Below are 16,690 nucleotides of genomic sequence, written 5' to 3' on the forward strand. Positions count from 1 at the left end.
CCGGTCCGACGCACCGGTAGAATCGAACGCTATGGCTGACGGTCCCCTCATCGTCCAGAGCGACCGCACGGTGCTCCTCGAGGTCGCGCACTCCGATGCGGAGACCGCGCGACACGAGCTCGCGGTCTTCGCCGAGCTCGAGCGCGCACCGGAACACATCCACACCTACCGCATCACGCGGCTCGGGCTGTGGAACGCCCGCGCGGCCGGGCACGACGCCGACGCGATGCTGCAGACGCTCGACCGCTGGTCGCGCTTCCCGGTGCCCGCGTCCGTGAGCACCGACATCCGTGAGACGGTGGGGCGGTACGGCCGCCTGGTGATCGAGCGCGACGAAGAGGGGGCGCTGGTGCTGCGCTCCACGGATCCCGCCGTGCTCGGTGAGGTATCCCGCAACAAGCGGATCGCTCCGCTCCTCATCGGCCACCCCACTCCCGACAGCTACACCGTCGACGCGTGGGCCCGCGGTCACATCAAGCAGGAGCTGTTGAAGATCGGCTGGCCGGCGGAAGATCTCGCGGGCTACACGCCCGGGACGCCGCACCCGATCGACCTCGCCGAGGACGGGTGGAAGCTGCGCCCCTACCAGCGGCAGGCGGTCGAGTCGTTCTCCGAGGGAGGCTCCGGCGTCGTGGTGCTCCCCTGCGGCGCGGGCAAGACCCTCGTCGGCGCGGGCGCGATGGCGGAGACCCGGACGACGACGCTGATCCTCGTGACCAACACCGTCAGCGCGCGCCAGTGGCGCGACGAGCTGCTCCGGCGCACGAGCCTGACCCCCGAGGAGATCGGCGAGTACTCCGGCCAGTCGAAGGAGATCAAGCCGGTCACGATCGCGACCTACCAGATCCTCACAGCCAAGCGCGGCGGGAAGTACGCCCACCTGGCCCTGCTCGACGCGCTCGACTGGGGACTCGTCCTGTACGACGAGGTGCACCTGCTGCCCGCGCCGGTGTTCAAGCTCACCGCCGATCTGCAGGCCCGCCGCCGCCTGGGCCTCACCGCGACCCTCGTGCGCGAAGACGGACGCGAGGGCGACGTCTTCAGTCTCATCGGGCCCAAGCGTTTCGACGCGCCGTGGAAGGAGATCGAGGCCCAGGGCTTCATCTCCCCCGCCGCCTGCTACGAGGTGCGCATCGATCTGCCCGCCGATGAGCGGCTCGAGTACGCCGCGGCGGCCGACGAGGATCGGTACCGCCTCGCCGCCACCGCGCCGGCGAAGATCGACGTCGTCCGGCGCCTGGTCGATCGGCATCCGGGCGAGCGCGTCCTCGTGATCGGGCAGTATCTGGACCAGATCGACGAGCTCGCCGAAGCCCTCGACGCCCCGAAGATCACGGGTGCGACGCCGGTCGCCGAGCGCGAAGAGCTGTTCCAGGCCTTCCGCGAGGGAACGATCTCGCTGCTCGTCGTCTCCAAGGTCGCGAACTTCTCGGTCGACCTTCCCGAGGCCTCCGTCGCCGTGCAGGTGTCGGGCTCGTTCGGGTCGCGACAAGAGGAGGCGCAGCGCCTCGGACGCCTGCTGCGTCCGAAGCAGTCGGGTCACACGGCCAGCTTCTACACGCTCATCGCGCGCGACACGGTGGACCAGGACTTCGCCCAGAACCGCCAGCGTTTCCTGGCCGAACAGGGCTACGCCTACACGATCCTGGATGCCGAGGGAATCACCGCAGAGGCCGCCTGAGCTCTACCAGCACTCGGCGTTTCTCGCGATATCCAGCGGTTCCTTGAGTGAAGTCACGATAATGGGCGCATGACAGCACCGCGCATCCTCGTCGTGGACGACGAACCCAACATCCGCGACCTGCTCATCACGAGCCTGCGTTTCGCCGGATTCCAGGTCCGAGCCGTCGCCAACGGCGCACAGACCATCTCCGCGGTCCTCGAGGAGGAACCCGACCTCATCGTGCTCGACGTGATGCTGCCCGACATGAACGGGTTCAGCGTCACCAAGCGCCTCCGGGGGGCGGGCTACACGGCCCCCATCCTCTTCCTCACCGCCAAGGACGAGACGGAGGACAAGATCACCGGACTGAACGCCGGAGGTGACGACTACGTCACGAAGCCGTTCAGCCTCGACGAGATCGTCGCGCGCATCCAGGCGATCCTCCGCCGGACGATGCAGGCGGACGAAGAGTCGGTGATCCGGACCGGCGAACTGACCATGGACCAGGACACGCACGACGTCAGCGTCGGCGACGTGTCGATCGACCTCAGCCCGACCGAGTTCAAGCTGCTCCGCTACCTGATGCTTAATCCGAACCGCGTGCTCTCGAAGGCGCAGATCCTCGACCACGTCTGGGAGTACGACTTCAACGGCGACGCCGGCATCGTCGAGAGCTACATCTCTTACCTGCGACGCAAGATCGACCCGCACTCCACCGAGCCTCTGATCCAGACCAAGCGCGGCTTCGGCTACATGCTGAAGTCGGGCAAGACCGCCTGAGCGGAGCGCGATCCTGGAGAATTCCGACGATGCCCTGACGCACTGGTGGCGCCGGTTGAGCCTTCGCACGAAGGTCACCGGCGTCACGGTGACGCTGCTCGCCGTCGGGCTCGTGGCCGCCGGCATCGGCACGCTGGTGTTCCTGCGCACGACGCTGATCGACAACCTGGACGAGCAGCTCAAGCAGCAGGCGGCCAGCAACATCGCCAACAGCGTGTTCGTCACGAACGAGGTCGACGGCGGACTGGCTTTCACGCAGGTCGACAACGCCCCGCCGATCGGCTCGATGGTCGTCGTGTACGGCCCCGACGCGCAGCGCGTGGCGTTCTACAACGGCACGGGCGCGAAGACCGTGCCGCAGCTGCCGGACACCTTCTCGGTGGAGCAGACCTACAGCCAGGTCGACCGGCGGATCGAGCTCGAAGATCCGGTGTCCGGTCAGCACTTCCTGGCGCGCGTGGGGCTGTTGCAGGTCCCGGGCAACAACAGCTTCTACACGCAGATGGTCGTCCAGCCGTTGGCGCCGACCGACCGTATCGTCGCGGCGTACGTGGGCATCTACGGCTTCGTGGCGTTGCTGATCCTCATCGCCAGTGCTCTGCTGACCCGTGCCCTCGTGACGCTGACCTTCCGCAGTCTCGGTCAGGTCGAGACGACCGCCATGGACATCGCCGCGGGCGACTTCAGCCAGCGTCTGACCGACATCGTCCCCGACACCGAGGTGGGTCGCCTCAAAGCGGCGATCAACGCGATGCTCGCGCGCATCGACGGCGCCCTCACCCAGCGGGATGCCACGGTCCGGCAGATGCGCCGGTTCATCGGCGACGCGAGCCACGAGCTGCGCACCCCGCTCGTGACGATGCGCGGGTACGCCGAGCTCTACCGGATGGGCGCGATCCGTTCGGACGAGGACGTCGCCCAGGCCATGGAGCGCATCGAGAAGGAGGCCATCCGCATGGGGGCGCTCGTCGAGGACCTCCTCGCGCTCGCCCGCTTGGACGAGCGGCGCGACGTGGCGATCACGACCCTCGATCTGCGCCCGATCGCGCGGGATGCCGCGCTCGACCTGCGCGTGACCTCCCCGCAACGCGAGGTCACCGTCGACGACACGACCAGTCGCGCCGCCATCGTGCTACCGGTCATGAGGCTCGATCCCGAGCTTCCGGCGGAGGACGGGTCGTCGACGTCGGGGCGCCGCCGGACGGCGCCGACCACCTCGGCGATGGCCATCGCCGGTGCGACGCTGTCACGGCTCCGGCGCCGACGGGATGCCGCCGACTCTCCCGCGCCGGAGACCGAGAACGTGTCGCGGGGCACGGCCGATGCGGGTCCCCCGCCCCGACGCGTGACGAGCCTCGCACCGATCGTCCTGGGCGATGAGAACCGGGTCCGCCAGGTCGTCGCGAACCTGCTCGGCAACGCGCGACGGTTCACCGCGGACGACTCCCCGATCGGCTTGCGGGTGGGGGTGGATGCCGAGACCGACATGGGATGGATCGAGATCATCGACCACGGCGAGGGCGTGCCGGAACAGATCCGCGAGCAGATCTTCCAGCGGTTCTGGCGGGCCGACACCTCGCGCACCCGTGAGACGGGCGGCTCCGGCCTGGGGCTGTCGATCGTGGCATCCATCGTCGATCTGCTCCACGGGAAGGTCGAAGTTCTCGACACCCCCGGCGGCGGCGCGACGTTCCGCGTCTCGCTGCCACTCGCGGAGCGCCGGGATGCCAGTGAGCACGCGCTCATCACGACCCAGCCGTTGGAGCGCCTCCCCGAGGCACTGCGTCCCGACGTCGCCGGCGAGTAGCGCGCCTCTCCGCCCCGCCGACGCGGGTCGAGGCACGCACCCGCGGAGTCACTCGGCGACGGGCACGGCGCCACAACGCGAGAACGCCCCCTCCCGAAGGAGGGGGCGTTCTCTGGTCGCTCAGGCGTGGATCAGAAGTCCATGCCACCGGTCGGGTCGCCCGCGGGAGCGGCGGCCTTCTCGGGCTTGTCGGCGACGACGACCTCGGTGGTGAGGAAGAGGCCGGCGATCGACGCGGCGTTCTGCAGGGCCGAGCGGGTCACCTTGGCGGGGTCGATGATGCCCTGTGCGAACAGGTCACCGTACTCGCCGGTCGCGGCGTTGAGGCCGTGGCCGACGGGCAGCTCGGCGACCTTGTTCGCCACGACACCGGGCTCGAGACCGGCGTTGAGCGCGATCTGCTTGAGCGGGGCCTCGATGGCGACGCGCACGATGTTGGCACCGGTGGCCTCGTCGCCGCTGAGGTTCAGGTTGCCCAGCGCGTTCTTGCCGGCCTGGATGAGCGCGACGCCACCACCGGCGACGACACCCTCTTCGACGGCGGCCTTGGCGTTGCGCACGGCGTCCTCGATGCGGTGCTTGCGCTCCTTGAGCTCCACCTCGGTCGCGGCACCGGCCTTGATGACGGCGACGCCACCGGCGAGCTTGGCGAGGCGCTCCTGGAGCTTCTCGCGGTCGTAGTCGCTGTCGGTGTTCTCGATCTCGCGGCGGATCTGGGTCACGCGACCCTCGATCAGCTCCGACTCACCGGCACCCTCGACGATCGTGGTCTCGTCCTTGGTGATGATGACCTTGCGCGCACGGCCGAGCAGGTCGACGGTGGCGTTCTCGAGCTTGAGGCCCACCTCTTCGGTGATGACCTGGCCGCCGGTGAGGATCGCGATGTCCTGCAGCTGAGCCTTGCGGCGGTCGCCGAAGCCGGGAGCCTTGACGGCGACCGACTTGAAGATGCCGCGGATCTTGTTGAGCACGAGCGTCGCGAGAGCCTCGCCCTCGACGTCCTCGGCGATGATGAGGAGCTCCTTGCCCTCCTGGATCACCTTGTCGACGATGGGCAGAAGGTCCTTGATGTTCGAGATCTTCTGGTTCGCGATCAGGATGTACGGGTCTTCGAAGACCGCTTCCTGGCGCTCGGGGTCGGTGACGAAGTAGGGGTTGATGTAACCCTTGTCGAAGCGCATACCCTCGGTGAGCTCGAGCTCGGTGCCGAAGGTGTTGCTCTCCTCGACGGTGACGACGCCTTCCTTGCCCACCTTGTCGATGGCCTCGGCGATGAGCGCGCCGATCGCGGGGTCGGCGGCGGAGATCGACGCGGTCGCGGCGATCTGCTCCTTGGACTCGACCTCCTTGGCCGAGGCGAGCAGCTCGTCGGTGACGGCCTTGACGGCCTTCTCGATGCCCTTCTTGAGCGAGATGGGGTCCGCGCCGGCCGCGACGTTGCGCAGGCCCTCGCGCACGAGCGCCTGAGCGAGGACGGTCGCGGTGGTGGTTCCGTCACCGGCGACGTCGTCGGTCTTCTTGGCGACCTCCTTGACCAGCTCGGCGCCGATCTTCTCGTACGGGTCGTCGAGCTCGATCTCCTTGGCGATCGAGACACCGTCGTTCGTGATCGTGGGGGCGCCCCACTTCTTCTCGAGCACGACGTTGCGACCGCGGGGGCCCAGGGTCACCTTGACGGCGTCGGCCAGCGTGTTGAGGCCACGCTCGAGACCGCGGCGGGCCTCTTCGTCGAAAGCGATGATCTTTGCCATAAGTGTGTCGTCCCTCCCGGACGGGTGACTTCCAGATTTGGCACTCGACGAAAGCGAGTGCTAACTCATTCTGGCACTCGCCCCTGGGGAGTGCAAGCCGCGCGAGACGCCGGAACACGACGACGCCGCGGCCCCCGAGAGCGGGGACCGCGGCGTGCGGGAAGAGGAGGGAGGTCAGGCGATGAGTCGCACCGACTCGGCCTGCGGGCCCTTCTGGCCGGACCCGACGGTGAACTCCACGGACTGCCCTTCCTCGAGGACGCGGAAGCCGGACATCTCGATGTTCGAGTAGTGGACGAAGACGTCCTGGCCGTCCGTCACGGTGATGAAACCGTAACCCTTCTCGGCGTTGAACCATTTGACGGTGCCCTGGGCCATGCGAACTCTCCTGTTGCTGAACGACGAGGTCATCGTAAGCACGAGGAACCGCGTAATTCCGGCCCGTGGAGCCATTGTTGACACGGCGGCATCCAACTTTTTACGCCGCGGAAACACGCGCCGCCGCAGGGGCTCAAGGGGTGGGCTCGGAGGCCCTGTCGAGACCGATCACCACGACCAGGCGCTTCTCGGCGCTCTCGTCGTCCGAGGTGTTCGGATCATCCGTCGGCTGGAGGAAATCGCTCTGCGCGACCTCCGCGCCGCCGATCGCGGCAGCGAGGCCGCGCGCGGCCTGTTCGTCGGCGGAAGTCCGGTAGTACACGGTCGTCGTCGCGAAGTCGGTCGTGTCGGAGTCACCGGTCTGGACGATGTCACCCGACCACCCGAGCGCCACGATCTGATCGCGCAGGTTGCCCGCGAGCCCCTCATCGGCGGTGCCGTTGAGCACGACGACCGAGTAAGAGGTGTCGATGGCCGGCGGAGTGGTCTCGGAAACGGTCGGCGTCGGCTCCGGGTCGGAAGCCGTCGAGATGCGCCCGGAGGCCACCAGCACCCCGAAGATCCCGACGATGACCAGCAAGACCGTGGCCAGCGTGGCCCAGAGGAAGACGAGCCATCCGCGGGAGCGGGGGCGCTCGGCGCGGTGGGCACCGACGCGGCCGTCACCGTCCGCAAGGTCGTCGAAGCGATCCCGAGGGAAGGTCGATCTGGGCATTGGACGATGCTACCGGTCGGTGCCCGAGCGTCCGATCAGCGCGACGCCGTGCGCCCGAGGCGCGCGCGGTGCTGCTCCGCGGCCTCGTCGCGGCGACGACGGAGGCGCCGCACCAGCATGGGGTCGGACGCCAGGGCCGCCGGATCGTCGAGCAGTCGCCCCAGCAACTGGTAGTAGCGGGCGGGCGAGAGGTCGAACTCCGCGCGGATCGCCTCCTCCTTCGCACCGCCGTGGCGACGCCACTCGCCCTCGAAGACGAGGAAGGCGCGGTCGCGGTCGGAGAGGGGCACGACGCCACGCTACTGCGGGCGATACGCGGATCCCGGATGCCACGCCACCCAAGCCCCGAGCGGATCGACGCTGGCGAGCACCGCGCCGTCGAGCGCGAGGGCGAAGCCCCCGGGACGCAGCTCGGGCGCCGTGGTCCACGCCTCGTGGAGGCCCGCGGCATCCAGGGTCACCCACCGCCCCGCGGTTCGGGCCGCCGCGATGATGTCACCGCGGTGACGCCGCGGGACATGGACGAGGACGCCGGGCGTCGTCACCACGATCGTGGCGTCGCGCGGGGCGCGGGCGACGAGGTCCGGCAGGGCGGCCGCCCCGTCGCCGGCCAGGAGCAGCGGCGGGTCGGCGGCAGCGATGTCGAGGGCCGCCGTGATGCGCTCGCGTCGCCCCTCCTCCCCCGGCCACACCAGCCCGGTGAGCCAGGCACGGTCGTCCTCGTCGCGCGCATCGAGCGGCTGCAGATCGATCCCCGCCCGCCAGACGACGTCGGGGAGGCGGAGGGAAGGATCGCCCTCGAGGTCGGACTCGAGGATCACCGGGCTCGGCCCGTCCGACGGGTCGAGGCTCCTCACGACGCCGCCGGGGGTCCGGAAACGATACGAGTAGCGGTCCGGGTACAGGCAGAGTCCCGCACTCGCGCCGATCTCGATCAGAGCGATCGGCCCCTCGATGAGCGACAGCGCGGGGAGCAGTGCGGCGCATCGCAGCGGCTCGTTGGTCTGCAGGGCGCGCCGCCCGCACTCCGCGACGATGACGTCGGCGTGCGCGACGATCCAGGCGGCCCACGCGTCGTCCGCGTCCATGGGCGCTCCGAGGAGACGCAGGACGGCGAAGACGAGCGGCGGCTGGCGATGCGTGTCCGGGATCCGCGCCAGGACCTCGGCCACGTCCGGGTCGGTCTCGACCCGTCGCGCCCACTCCTCGTACGCCCGGGAGCGGCCGGGGGCCTCCTCGCGTGCGAAGCGTCCGTAGCGGGCGACGACGGCGGTCACGGCATCCTGGTCCATCCCGGCGATTATGCCGTGACGGGCATCGCGGGTCCTGGACACGCGACAATGGAGGGGACGAAGGAGACCATCCATGACCTACGCCGTCGAAAAGTCCGACGACCAGTGGCGGGCAGAACTCACGCCCGACCAGTACGCGGTGCTGCGCCAGGCCGGCACCGAGCGCGCCTGGACCGGCGAGCTGCTCGATGAGAGCCGCGCCGGCCTCTACACGTGCGCCGCGTGCGGTGCCGAGCTGTTCCAGAGCGGCACGAAGTTCGACTCGCACTGCGGGTGGCCGAGCTTCTACGAGTCGGTGCGCCCCGAAGCGGTCGAGCTGATCGAGGACAACAGTCACGGGATGCAGCGCACCGAGGTGCGCTGCGCGAACTGCGGCTCGCACCTCGGCCACGTCTTCCCCGATGGCTTCGGCACGCCCACCGGCGACCGCTACTGCATGAACTCCCTGTCGCTCAGCTTCACCCCCGCCGACGAGGCATGAGCGCGCTGGAGGCCATGCGCGACCGCCGATCGTGGTCGAAGGTCACCGACCTCGCCCCCACCGGACCCGAGCTCGAGGCGTTCGTCGCCGCGGCCGGACGGGTGGCCGACCACAAGTCGCTGCGGCCGTGGCGGCTCATCGAGATCCGCGGCGCCGACCGCGACGTGCTCGCGCGCGCCCTGAACAAGGCCGACGGCAAGAAGGGGTACTCCTCCAAGCCGCGTCGCGCGCCGCTGATCATCGCGGTGGTGGCCGACCTCAGCTCGAAGAAGATCCCCGCGTGGGAGCAGGAGGCCGTGGCATCCGGGGTCGCCCACATGCTCAGTCTCGCTCTCGACGAGGCCGGCTTCGGCGTCTTCTGGCGCACCGACGACAACACCCGCGGCAAGGTTCTCGCCAAGGCCCACGGCCTGGCGAAGGGGGAAGTCCTGCTGGGGTGGCTGTACGTCGGGGGCAAGCCGGTGCGTTCCCGCCCGACCCGGCGCAAGACCGTGGATGCCGCGAAGCACCTGTCCCGGATGCCGGGCGGCAAGAAGCGTCGGAAGGTCGACGAGGCGCGCCTCTGACCCGCGGCGGCGATCAGCGCGCGGGTCGTCGGCTCCCCCACGGCACCGCCGCGACGACGACTCCGCTGATCGCCACCGCCGCCGCCACCACGGCCACGAGCACCGGCGGTGCCGCGGGCGCGGGCCAGACGGCATCCAGGATCACCGAGGTCGTGAGCAGGCCCACGACCGATCCGAGGCCCAGCACGAGAACGCCGGTGCGCTGGACGATCACCGACGACAAGAAGATGTAGACGACGCCGATGGCGCCGCCGAGGTACAGCCAGGGGTCGGCCGGCAGGGCACGCGGAGCACCGACGAGGGCGACGTGCACGAGCCCCGCGACGATGAGCACCGCCGTCCCGCCCGCGAAGTTCACGACCGTCGCCGCGAGGGGGCTCTGCACCCGCAGGCGCAAGCGCCCGTTCGTCCCCTGCTGCCACGCGACACCGACCCCGGCGATCACCGGCACGACGAGCATCCAGACCGGGATGCCACCCACCCGGTCGCCCGCGAGCGACACGGCCACACCGGCGAGCGCGAGCAGCGCGCCGACGACCCGGCGAACGGTCACCGGCACGACGCCGGCGGGACCGTGGCCGAAGCGATCCAGCAGCAGTCCACCGGTCGTCTGGCCCGCGACGAAGCCGACCGTGAACAGCGCGACGCCGATCGTGGCCACGGCGAGTCCCTGACAGGCGACGGTGAACGCTCCCGCGGCACCGCCGAAGAGCATCCATGCCGGGATCGAGCGTTCGCGGACCCCCGCGATCAGACGCGACAGCCCGGCGCGCCCCGCGGGCAGCACCGCGGCGATCGCGAGCACCACGACCAGCCCCGACCCGAACGAGATCCCGCCCGCGAGCACGCCGTCGCCGAGCTCGCCGCCGAGCGATCCGTTGACGCGCGCCTGCAGAGCCGTCAGCGCCCCGATGAGCACGGCGCCGAGGACCGCGATCCCCGGCGATCGTCGGTGAGACATGGATCCCTCTCCCCCGGCCGCTCGCGTCGAGGGCCGTCGTCGATCGTACGTGCCCGCGCGCCGGTGTGGACCGGACGGCCCGGATGCGCGAGGCTTTCCGCGTGCCTCACCTCACCGCCGGCCCCGATGACGTCGCCGAGATCCTGTCCGCTCTGACCGCCGCGCGAGTGGACCGCGAGTTCCTCGCGAACATCGAGCTGCATCTCCCGCGGCTGCACGACCTGTTCCGCCGGCTGTACGGCGAGCGCCCCGACGGCGTCGAACGTCTGGCCTCCGTCGTGGACCTCGCCCGACGGTCGTGGGCCGAGCGACCCGCGGGACTCCGGGACGTGGATCGCGAGCGAGCGAGCACACCGGACTGGTTCGAGGGCGAACGCATGCTCGGGGGCGTCTGCTACGTCGACCGCTACGCCGGTGGGCTCCGCGGCATCCGCGAATCCATCCCATACTTCCGCGAACTGGGTCTCACCTACCTGCACCTCATGCCGCTGTTCGAGAGCCCCGAGGGCAACAGCGACGGAGGCTACGCGGTGTCGAGCTACCGGCGCGTGAACCCCGCGCTCGGCACGATGGACGAACTCGCCGCCCTCGCCGCCGAGTTGCGGCACGCGGGGATCTCGCTCGTGGTGGACTTCATCTTCAACCACACGAGCAACGAGCACGGGTGGGCGCGGAAGGCCGTCGCGGGCGAGCCCGGCTACGAGGACTTCTACCTCATCTACCCCGACCGGGAGATGCCCGACGCCTACGAGCGGACCACGCGCGAGATCTTCCCCGACGACCACCCCGGCTCGTTCGTGCAACTGCCCGACGGCCGGTGGATCTGGGCGACGTTCTACCACTTCCAGTGGGACCTCAACTACGCCAACCCCGCGGTCTTCGAGGCGATGGCCGGGGAGATGCTGTTCCTCGCGAACCAGGGCGTCGAGATCCTGCGGATGGATGCCGTGGCCTTCATCTGGAAGCGACTGGGGACGACGTGCGAGTCGCTGCCCGAGGCGCACCTGCTCCTCCAGGCGTTCAACGCCGTCCTGCGGATGGCCGCCCCGAGCCTGCTGTTCAAGTCGGAGGCGATCGTGCACCCCGACGAGGTCGTGTCGTACATCTCCCCCGAGGAGTGCCAGCTCTCCTACAACCCTCTGCAGATGGCGCTGACGTGGGAGGCGCTCGCCACCCGCGACGGCCGACTGCTGCAGCAGGCCCTCGAGCGTCGTCATGCCCTGCCCGAGGGGACCGCCTGGGTCAACTACGTGCGCAGCCACGACGACATCGGCTGGACGTTCGCCGACGAGGATGCGGAAGAGCTCGGCATCCAGGGGTATCCGCACCGCCGCTTCCTCAACGACTTCTACGTCGGCCGGGTCGAGGGGTCGTTCTCGCGGGGCGTGCCCTTCCAGGAGAACCCGCGCACCGGCGACGCCCGCATCACCGGCACCACCGCTTCGCTCGCCGGGATCGAGGCCGGCGACGCGGGCGGCGAGGACCGCGTGATCCTCGCGCACGCGCTCGCGTTGTCCACCGGCGGCATCCCGCTGCTGTACCTCGGCGACGAGGTGGCGCAGCTCAACGACTACTCCTTCCGTCGCAACCGCGCCGAGGCCGGCGACAGCCGGTGGGTGCACCGCCCGCACCGTCCCGAGCAGAACTACGCCGACCGGACGGATGCCACGACCCCCGCCGGCCGCGTATTCTCGCGGCTCACACGTCTCATCGCGGTCCGCCGGTCGACGCCGGAACTCGCGGGCAACGAGCTCATCGCCTTCGACGCGCACGTGGACTCGGTCGTCGCGTTCCTGCGCCCCGGAGACGCCGGCGACGCGGTGCTCGTCGTCGCCAACGTCGCCGATCACGCGATCGAGATCGACGCCCTGACCCTGTCGGGTCTCGACCCGGATGCCGTCGACCTCATCGCCGACCGCCCCATCGGGCTCGCCGGCGGCCTGACCGTGCCGGCACACGGCGTGCTGTGGCTGCGGGTGGGGATGCGCTGACGTCGGGACTCGCGCACGGGGGCGGCGTCGGGGCGATGGCTAGACTCGACACCCAGCGGGAGTGACAGGGGACGACATGACCGATGCCACCGTGGTGGGCAGTGGCCCGAACGGTCTCGCGGCCGCCGTGACACTGGCGCGCGCCGGTCTCGACGTGACGCTGCTCGAGCGGAACGACACGCTGGGTGGCGGAGCGCGGACACTGGAACTGACCCTGCCCGGGTTCCGCCACGACCTCGGCGCGGCCGTGCATCCGATGGGCCTGGCATCCCCGTTCTTCCGCGCTTTCGGCCTCGCCGATCGGGTCCGCTTCGTCGTTCCCGAGATCTCCTACACCCATCCTCTCGGTGACGGACGGGCGGGCGTGGCGTATCGCGACCTCGACCGCACGGCCGAAGAGCTCGGACCCGACGGTCGGGCGTGGCGCGCGCTTTTCCGCCCGCTCGTCGCGCACGTCAACGGACTGACCGACTTCACGGCCTCGCAATTGCTACGTCTCCCCCGCGATCCCGTGACCGCCATTCGATTCGGGCTCCGGGTCCTGGAACAGGGCTCGCTCGCCCATGACGTCCGGTTCTCCGGGGAGGTGGCGGGTGCCATGCTCGCCGGGGTCATGGCGCACTCGATCGGCCGGATGCCGTCGTTGACCTCTGCGGGTGCGGGACTGGTTCTCGCTACTCACGCACACGCCCGGGGGTGGCCGATTCCTCTGGGCGGCACGCAGGCGATCATTGATGCGATGCGGGACGACTTCCTCGCCCACGGAGGTCGCATCGAGACCGGCGTAGATGTCACCGACTCCCGCGTGGTGAGCGGACGCGCTCGCCTCTTCGACGTCTCCGCCGGCGCGCTGGCTCGTATCGCGGAGGCGGAACTCCCCGTGCGCTATGCGCGGGCGCTCCGAAGATTCCGCTACGGGAACGGGATCGCGAAGGTCGATTTCGCTCTCTCCGGACCGGTTCCGTGGATCAACGAGGAGACGCGTCGTTCCGGCACGGTGCATCTGGGCGGCACCGCTACGTCGATCCGTCGGGCAGAGGACGATGTCGCCCGGGGCGTGATCCCCGAAGTCCCCTACGTGCTCGTCTCTCAACCGACCGTCCTCGACCCCAGCCGAGCGCCCGAGGGCAAACATGTGCTGTGGGCGTATGTCCACGTCCCCGGCGGTTCCGGATTCGACCCCACAGATCAAGTCATCCGGTCGATCGAGGCGGAGGCGCCCGGCTTCCGCGATCTGATCCTCGCCACGCGGGCGATCACTTCCAGCGACTTGCCGTCATGGAGTCCGAACTTCGTCGGAGGCGACATCTCCGCCGGCGCGTTGTCGATGCTCCAGATGGTGAAACGCCCCGTCCTCTCGCCGACGCCGTGGCGGACCCCCACCCCGGGTGTGTACCTCGCGTCATCGTCCACCCCGCCGGCGACGGGCGTCCACGGACTCTCGGGCTTCTACGCGGCTCGAACGGCGCTCCGCGACGTCTTCAGTCTGGCAACGCCGCCGCTCGGCGTCGACGGATGAGCGCTCGGGGATCGGGGAACCAGCGAGCGACCGGCACGCAGAAGAATCCCGCGTAGGCATAGAGGTTGTCGAAGAAGTCGATGCCCATCAGGACGAACACCCCGATGTGGAACAGGACGACGAGGGCCAGACCGAGACGGAACACTCTCGGCAGCAGGATGACGAAGATGAGCCACCCTTCGGCGAAGATCGTGGCCCAGTCCAGCAGCTTCCAGAACAACGCGACGTCGATCGTGAGGGCGAACTCCCCCCACGGCCCGGGCAGCGGGCCCGCCACTTCGTCACGGGCCACGAAGTATCTGGTCGCCTCTCGGCTCGGGTCGAGCCACCCTGCCCGGATCTTCGGCAGCGCGGCCGTCAGCATCGCAAAGCCCACGACCGTCGCGAAGAGGAACATCGGGTAGCCCCGGGTCGTGTGCTCCCGACGGCGAGCGTCGAGCGACCACGCCGCTCCCCACCCTGCGAGGCCGAAGGCGAGAGGGGCGAGGTCGAACAAGATGAAGTGGTCGACCTTGCCGAACGAGTAGCTCAGACCCGCGGCGACGAGGAGGATGAGCGTCGTCGCGGCGGATGCCCACAGCGTCTTCCATCCCACGAGCAGCCACACAGCCACCACCGTCCGGACGACCGTGAGAGCCACGAGCGCCTCGACGGAGGGTTGTTCGGTGATCAACGAGAACGGACCGGGCGGAGGGACGAAGAACTGCGCCGGGACCTGCCCGATCCACAGCAGATCGCCGGAGAACAGCATCACCTTGATCGCGAAGACGATCCGAACGACGGCGAAAGGACGGGCCGTCGGCGCGTACCCGACGACGACGCGATCCAGCAGTGCGGCGACACGTTCTTTCACAGTTCCACCTCGCGAACGGTCGGCTCACCCAGCGGGGTGGTGGACACCGCCACGATGTCGAGATCGACGGATTGCCAGGTGAACGTCACGCTCTTCGCGTCCGAGCCGCCGCTGATCCGGCGAACCTGGTCACCCAGCCATTGCCGCGTCTCCTGCGAGATCGGCTCCTCCGAGCGGAAGACGTTGTCGATGGCGAACCGAGCACTCGAATAGTGGAACTCGGAGAACAGCTCCTCGGGTTCCACGCGGACCTGAGAGCCGTCCTGATGGACGACGTCGATCGCCAGCATTCCAATGGTGCGGTGGCCATCACGATCGGGCGCCTGGCCGAAGGTCGGCATGCTCACCGTCGGGAAAGCCTCTGTCGTGGAGCGCCAGTCGATCACACCCTGCACGACGAGAACAGCGACGAGCACGAGCCAACCGCTCGCTTGCCAGACTTTTCGAGATTCAGATTTTTTCACGGCGCCCCCCAAGGTCACACGAGTCTAAGTGCGTGTCCCACCGGGATCGGACGGCCGATCGTCTTCCTGCGCCGTCCCGCCCTGCGGAGGACGAGGGGTCCCCGCGCGTTTCAGCCACCCCGGTGTCTCGAACAACCAGGAAGCCCCAATCCGCGGAGCGATCTTTCCGACCCCATAGGCGATCGCGAACGCCGGTACAGCGATGAGAATCGGCGCGGTGAGGGCGACCCATCCGGCGTCGGGGAGGAACGTCACCGCAAGCAGGACAAGCCCAGCGATCCACATCTGGTGGGTGATGTAGATCGGAAGCGTGGACTGACCGAAGTGGCGGAGCAACCTTAGGCCCTGCAGCTGTGTCGCTATGGCGATACCCGCGGCGAGCCCGAGCAGTCGCAGGAGAAGGTCGACGACAGGCCAGTCGTCGCCGTCGACGAAGAGCATCGCGGCGTAAGCGATGACCCATACCGCGACGACGACCGTAGCGCGCAGGAATGTCACCCGCTCAGCCGCACGCAGGAGGAACGCCCGCCCGTAGACGCCGATCAGGAAGTACAGCAGATACGCTGCGAGTCCTTCGTACGCCCGCGCCGGGATATCGAAGCGCATCACGATCGCCGCCGCCAGTCCCGCGCCCACGAGTTGCAGCGGCCACGGCACAGCACGCACAGCCTTCGCGACGATGAACATGAGCGCCAGCGTGTAGATGAACCAGCCCTCGTTGCCACCGAGCATCCGCCAGCCGAAGCTCATCCACGGCTCCACTCCCTCGGCGAGCACCAGGGAGTCCCACACCGACCGCAGGACCAACCACAGCACGTACACCCACATGAGCAGCAGAACCTTGACACGAAGAAGTTCGGCCCACATCTGCGTGCGGATCCACTTCCCCGCGAACAGGCCGGCGCAAGCGAAGAACAGCGGCATTCGCATCGTGCGGATGAAGTTGGTGACTGTCGACCATTGCTCGTAAGCGATTTCCGCGTCGTCCGCCTGTCCGATCGCGTGGTGCGTGACCACCAGGATGATCGCCAACCCACGAGCCGCGTCGGGCCAATGAAGGCGTCGACGAAGGACTTCTCTTTCCCCCATCCGGCGAGTATGACAGCCCGCGGAGAACGATCGCCGCGGTCAAGCGAACGCCATGGCGGACATGGCCCGCCCGCGCGCAGGCGCGAGGGGCTGAACCGTTGCGATGACGAATGGGCCGAATCACCCACGAGATCAAGGAGCACAGGGCGGGGCACTGACGTGCGTCGTGTCCTCTCTCTGGTGGCTTCGCGACCGGAGCAGACAGAGGCGACTTCGTGATCGAACCGGCGGCGCGAGTTCCACGAATGTCAGACGCTGAACGTACGGTGCCGGCTACAGGACTTGAACCTGCAACCCCCGTATTACAAGTACGGTGCGCTACCAATTGCGCCAAGCCGGCGGGCCGCGGCGTGCCGCGGACCGAGACGATCAGCGAGTCG

16 protein-coding genes and 1 tRNA gene are annotated in these 16,690 nt (G+C 69.1%); 7 read left to right on the forward strand and 10 right to left on the reverse strand.

The features are described from left to right. Positions 1–31 precede the first annotated feature (31 nt). The 3 genes from BW982_RS13470 to BW982_RS13480 all read left to right on the forward strand — a co-directional run bounded on the left by BW982_RS13470 (position 32) and on the right by BW982_RS13480 (position 4,250). The gene (locus BW982_RS13470) at positions 32–1,681 is read left to right on the forward strand and encodes a DNA repair helicase XPB (protein ID WP_076494090.1); all 1,650 of its coding nucleotides are present in this window, start codon (positions 32–34) and stop codon (positions 1,679–1,681) included. Positions 1,682–1,750: 69 nt separating this feature from the next. Continuing rightward, positions 1,751–2,443, forward strand: a complete 693-nt coding sequence (locus BW982_RS13475; protein WP_076494091.1) for a response regulator transcription factor — start codon at positions 1,751–1,753, stop codon at positions 2,441–2,443. A 55-nt stretch (positions 2,444–2,498) separates the two neighbouring features. After that, positions 2,499–4,250 (forward strand): sensor histidine kinase, encoded by a 1,752-nt coding sequence (locus BW982_RS13480; RefSeq protein WP_254845601.1) that lies wholly within the window; start codon positions 2,499–2,501, stop codon positions 4,248–4,250. 131 nt (positions 4,251–4,381) lie between these two features. Here the strand turns inward: BW982_RS13480 and groL are convergent, their stop codons facing one another. From groL to BW982_RS13505, 5 genes are all read right to left on the reverse strand, one after another. Beyond that, entirely contained in the window at positions 4,382–6,001 is a 1,620-nt protein-coding gene (gene groL / locus BW982_RS13485; RefSeq protein WP_076494096.1) for a chaperonin GroEL, read from the reverse strand. Between the two features lie 174 nt (positions 6,002–6,175). Beyond that, complete coding sequence (locus BW982_RS13490) at positions 6,176–6,379, reverse strand: cold-shock protein (protein ID WP_076494097.1); 204 nt, start codon at positions 6,377–6,379, stop codon at positions 6,176–6,178. Positions 6,380–6,512: 133 nt separating this feature from the next. Further along, positions 6,513–7,094: a LytR C-terminal domain-containing protein gene (locus BW982_RS13495; protein WP_076494100.1), complete on the reverse strand. Its 582-nt coding sequence runs from the start codon at positions 7,092–7,094 to the stop codon at positions 6,513–6,515. Positions 7,095–7,129: 35 nt separating this feature from the next. Continuing rightward, positions 7,130–7,384, reverse strand: a complete 255-nt coding sequence (locus tag BW982_RS13500) for a DUF3263 domain-containing protein (RefSeq protein ID WP_076494101.1) — start codon at positions 7,382–7,384, stop codon at positions 7,130–7,132. A gap of 9 nt (positions 7,385–7,393) precedes the next feature. Next, positions 7,394–8,386: a DUF2332 domain-containing protein gene (locus tag BW982_RS13505; protein ID WP_076494103.1), complete on the reverse strand. Its 993-nt coding sequence runs from the start codon at positions 8,384–8,386 to the stop codon at positions 7,394–7,396. A gap of 73 nt (positions 8,387–8,459) precedes the next feature. Between BW982_RS13505 and msrB the strand changes: the two genes are divergently transcribed. Both msrB and BW982_RS13515 read left to right on the forward strand, forming a co-directional pair. Further along, the gene (gene msrB / locus BW982_RS13510; RefSeq protein WP_076494104.1) at positions 8,460–8,867 is read left to right on the forward strand and encodes a peptide-methionine (R)-S-oxide reductase MsrB; all 408 of its coding nucleotides are present in this window, start codon (positions 8,460–8,462) and stop codon (positions 8,865–8,867) included. Beyond that, a complete protein-coding gene (locus BW982_RS13515) occupies positions 8,864–9,433 on the forward strand; it encodes a nitroreductase family protein (protein WP_076494106.1) in 570 nt (189 codons plus the stop codon). Before msrB ends, BW982_RS13515 begins: the two co-directional genes overlap by 4 nt. A 13-nt stretch (positions 9,434–9,446) precedes the next feature. Here BW982_RS13515 and BW982_RS13520 read toward each other — a convergent pair whose 3' ends face one another. Then, positions 9,447–10,394 (reverse strand): DMT family transporter, encoded by a 948-nt coding sequence (locus tag BW982_RS13520; RefSeq protein ID WP_076494107.1) that lies wholly within the window; start codon positions 10,392–10,394, stop codon positions 9,447–9,449. 83 nt (positions 10,395–10,477) lie between these two features. Here BW982_RS13520 and BW982_RS13525 point away from each other — a divergent pair, with 83 nt between their 5' ends. After that, positions 10,478–12,385, forward strand: coding sequence for an amylosucrase (locus BW982_RS13525; protein ID WP_083696721.1), 1,908 nt, complete (start codon positions 10,478–10,480; stop codon positions 12,383–12,385). A 76-nt stretch (positions 12,386–12,461) separates the two neighbouring features. Further along, complete coding sequence (locus BW982_RS13530) at positions 12,462–13,904, forward strand: phytoene desaturase family protein (protein WP_076494109.1); 1,443 nt, start codon at positions 12,462–12,464, stop codon at positions 13,902–13,904. On the opposite strand, the gene BW982_RS13535 is transcribed toward BW982_RS13530, so the two are convergent. The 4 genes from BW982_RS13535 to BW982_RS13550 form a co-directional block, all read right to left on the reverse strand. Continuing rightward, the gene (locus BW982_RS13535) at positions 13,867–14,757 is read right to left on the reverse strand and encodes a hypothetical protein (protein WP_076494110.1); all 891 of its coding nucleotides are present in this window, start codon (positions 14,755–14,757) and stop codon (positions 13,867–13,869) included. The two genes, BW982_RS13530 and BW982_RS13535, sit on opposite strands and share 38 nt — an antisense overlap. Beyond that, positions 14,754–15,239 (reverse strand): hypothetical protein, encoded by a 486-nt coding sequence (locus tag BW982_RS13540; RefSeq protein ID WP_139327455.1) that lies wholly within the window; start codon positions 15,237–15,239, stop codon positions 14,754–14,756. Before BW982_RS13540 ends, BW982_RS13535 begins: the two co-directional genes overlap by 4 nt. Before the next feature lie 6 nt (positions 15,240–15,245). Further along, positions 15,246–16,310: an acyltransferase family protein gene (locus tag BW982_RS13545; protein WP_083696699.1), complete on the reverse strand. Its 1,065-nt coding sequence runs from the start codon at positions 16,308–16,310 to the stop codon at positions 15,246–15,248. Positions 16,311–16,577: 267 nt separating this feature from the next. After that, a tRNA-Thr gene (locus tag BW982_RS13550) sits at positions 16,578–16,650 on the reverse strand. Between the last annotated feature and the right edge of the window lie 40 nt (positions 16,651–16,690).

It is taken from the genome of Microbacterium sp. RURRCA19A (genome assembly GCF_900156455.1).
Classification (GTDB): Bacteria; Actinomycetota; Actinomycetes; order Actinomycetales; family Microbacteriaceae; genus Microbacterium.

Excerpts from the sequence above, each read along its gene's own strand:
- BW982_RS13470 (WP_076494090.1), top strand. The coding sequence starts at position 32 with ATGGCTGACGGTCCCCTCATCGTCCAGAGCGACCGCACGGTGCTCCTC.
- BW982_RS13475 (WP_076494091.1), top strand. The coding sequence starts at position 1,751 with ATGACAGCACCGCGCATCCTCGTCGTGGACGACGAACCCAACATCCGC.
- groL (WP_076494096.1), bottom strand. The coding sequence starts at position 6,001 with ATGGCAAAGATCATCGCTTTCGACGAAGAGGCCCGCCGCGGTCTCGAG.
- BW982_RS13490 (WP_076494097.1), bottom strand. The coding sequence starts at position 6,379 with ATGGCCCAGGGCACCGTCAAATGGTTCAACGCCGAGAAGGGTTACGGT.
- BW982_RS13495 (WP_076494100.1), bottom strand. The coding sequence starts at position 7,094 with ATGCCCAGATCGACCTTCCCTCGGGATCGCTTCGACGACCTTGCGGAC.
- BW982_RS13505 (WP_076494103.1), bottom strand. The coding sequence starts at position 8,386 with ATGGACCAGGATGCCGTGACCGCCGTCGTCGCCCGCTACGGACGCTTC.
- msrB (WP_076494104.1), top strand. The coding sequence starts at position 8,460 with ATGACCTACGCCGTCGAAAAGTCCGACGACCAGTGGCGGGCAGAACTC.
- BW982_RS13515 (WP_076494106.1), top strand. The coding sequence starts at position 8,864 with ATGAGCGCGCTGGAGGCCATGCGCGACCGCCGATCGTGGTCGAAGGTC.
- BW982_RS13520 (WP_076494107.1), bottom strand. The coding sequence starts at position 10,394 with ATGTCTCACCGACGATCGCCGGGGATCGCGGTCCTCGGCGCCGTGCTC.
- BW982_RS13525 (WP_083696721.1), top strand. The coding sequence starts at position 10,478 with ATGCGCGAGGCTTTCCGCGTGCCTCACCTCACCGCCGGCCCCGATGAC.
- BW982_RS13530 (WP_076494109.1), top strand. The coding sequence starts at position 12,462 with ATGACCGATGCCACCGTGGTGGGCAGTGGCCCGAACGGTCTCGCGGCC.
- BW982_RS13545 (WP_083696699.1), bottom strand. The coding sequence starts at position 16,310 with ATGGGGGAAAGAGAAGTCCTTCGTCGACGCCTTCATTGGCCCGACGCG.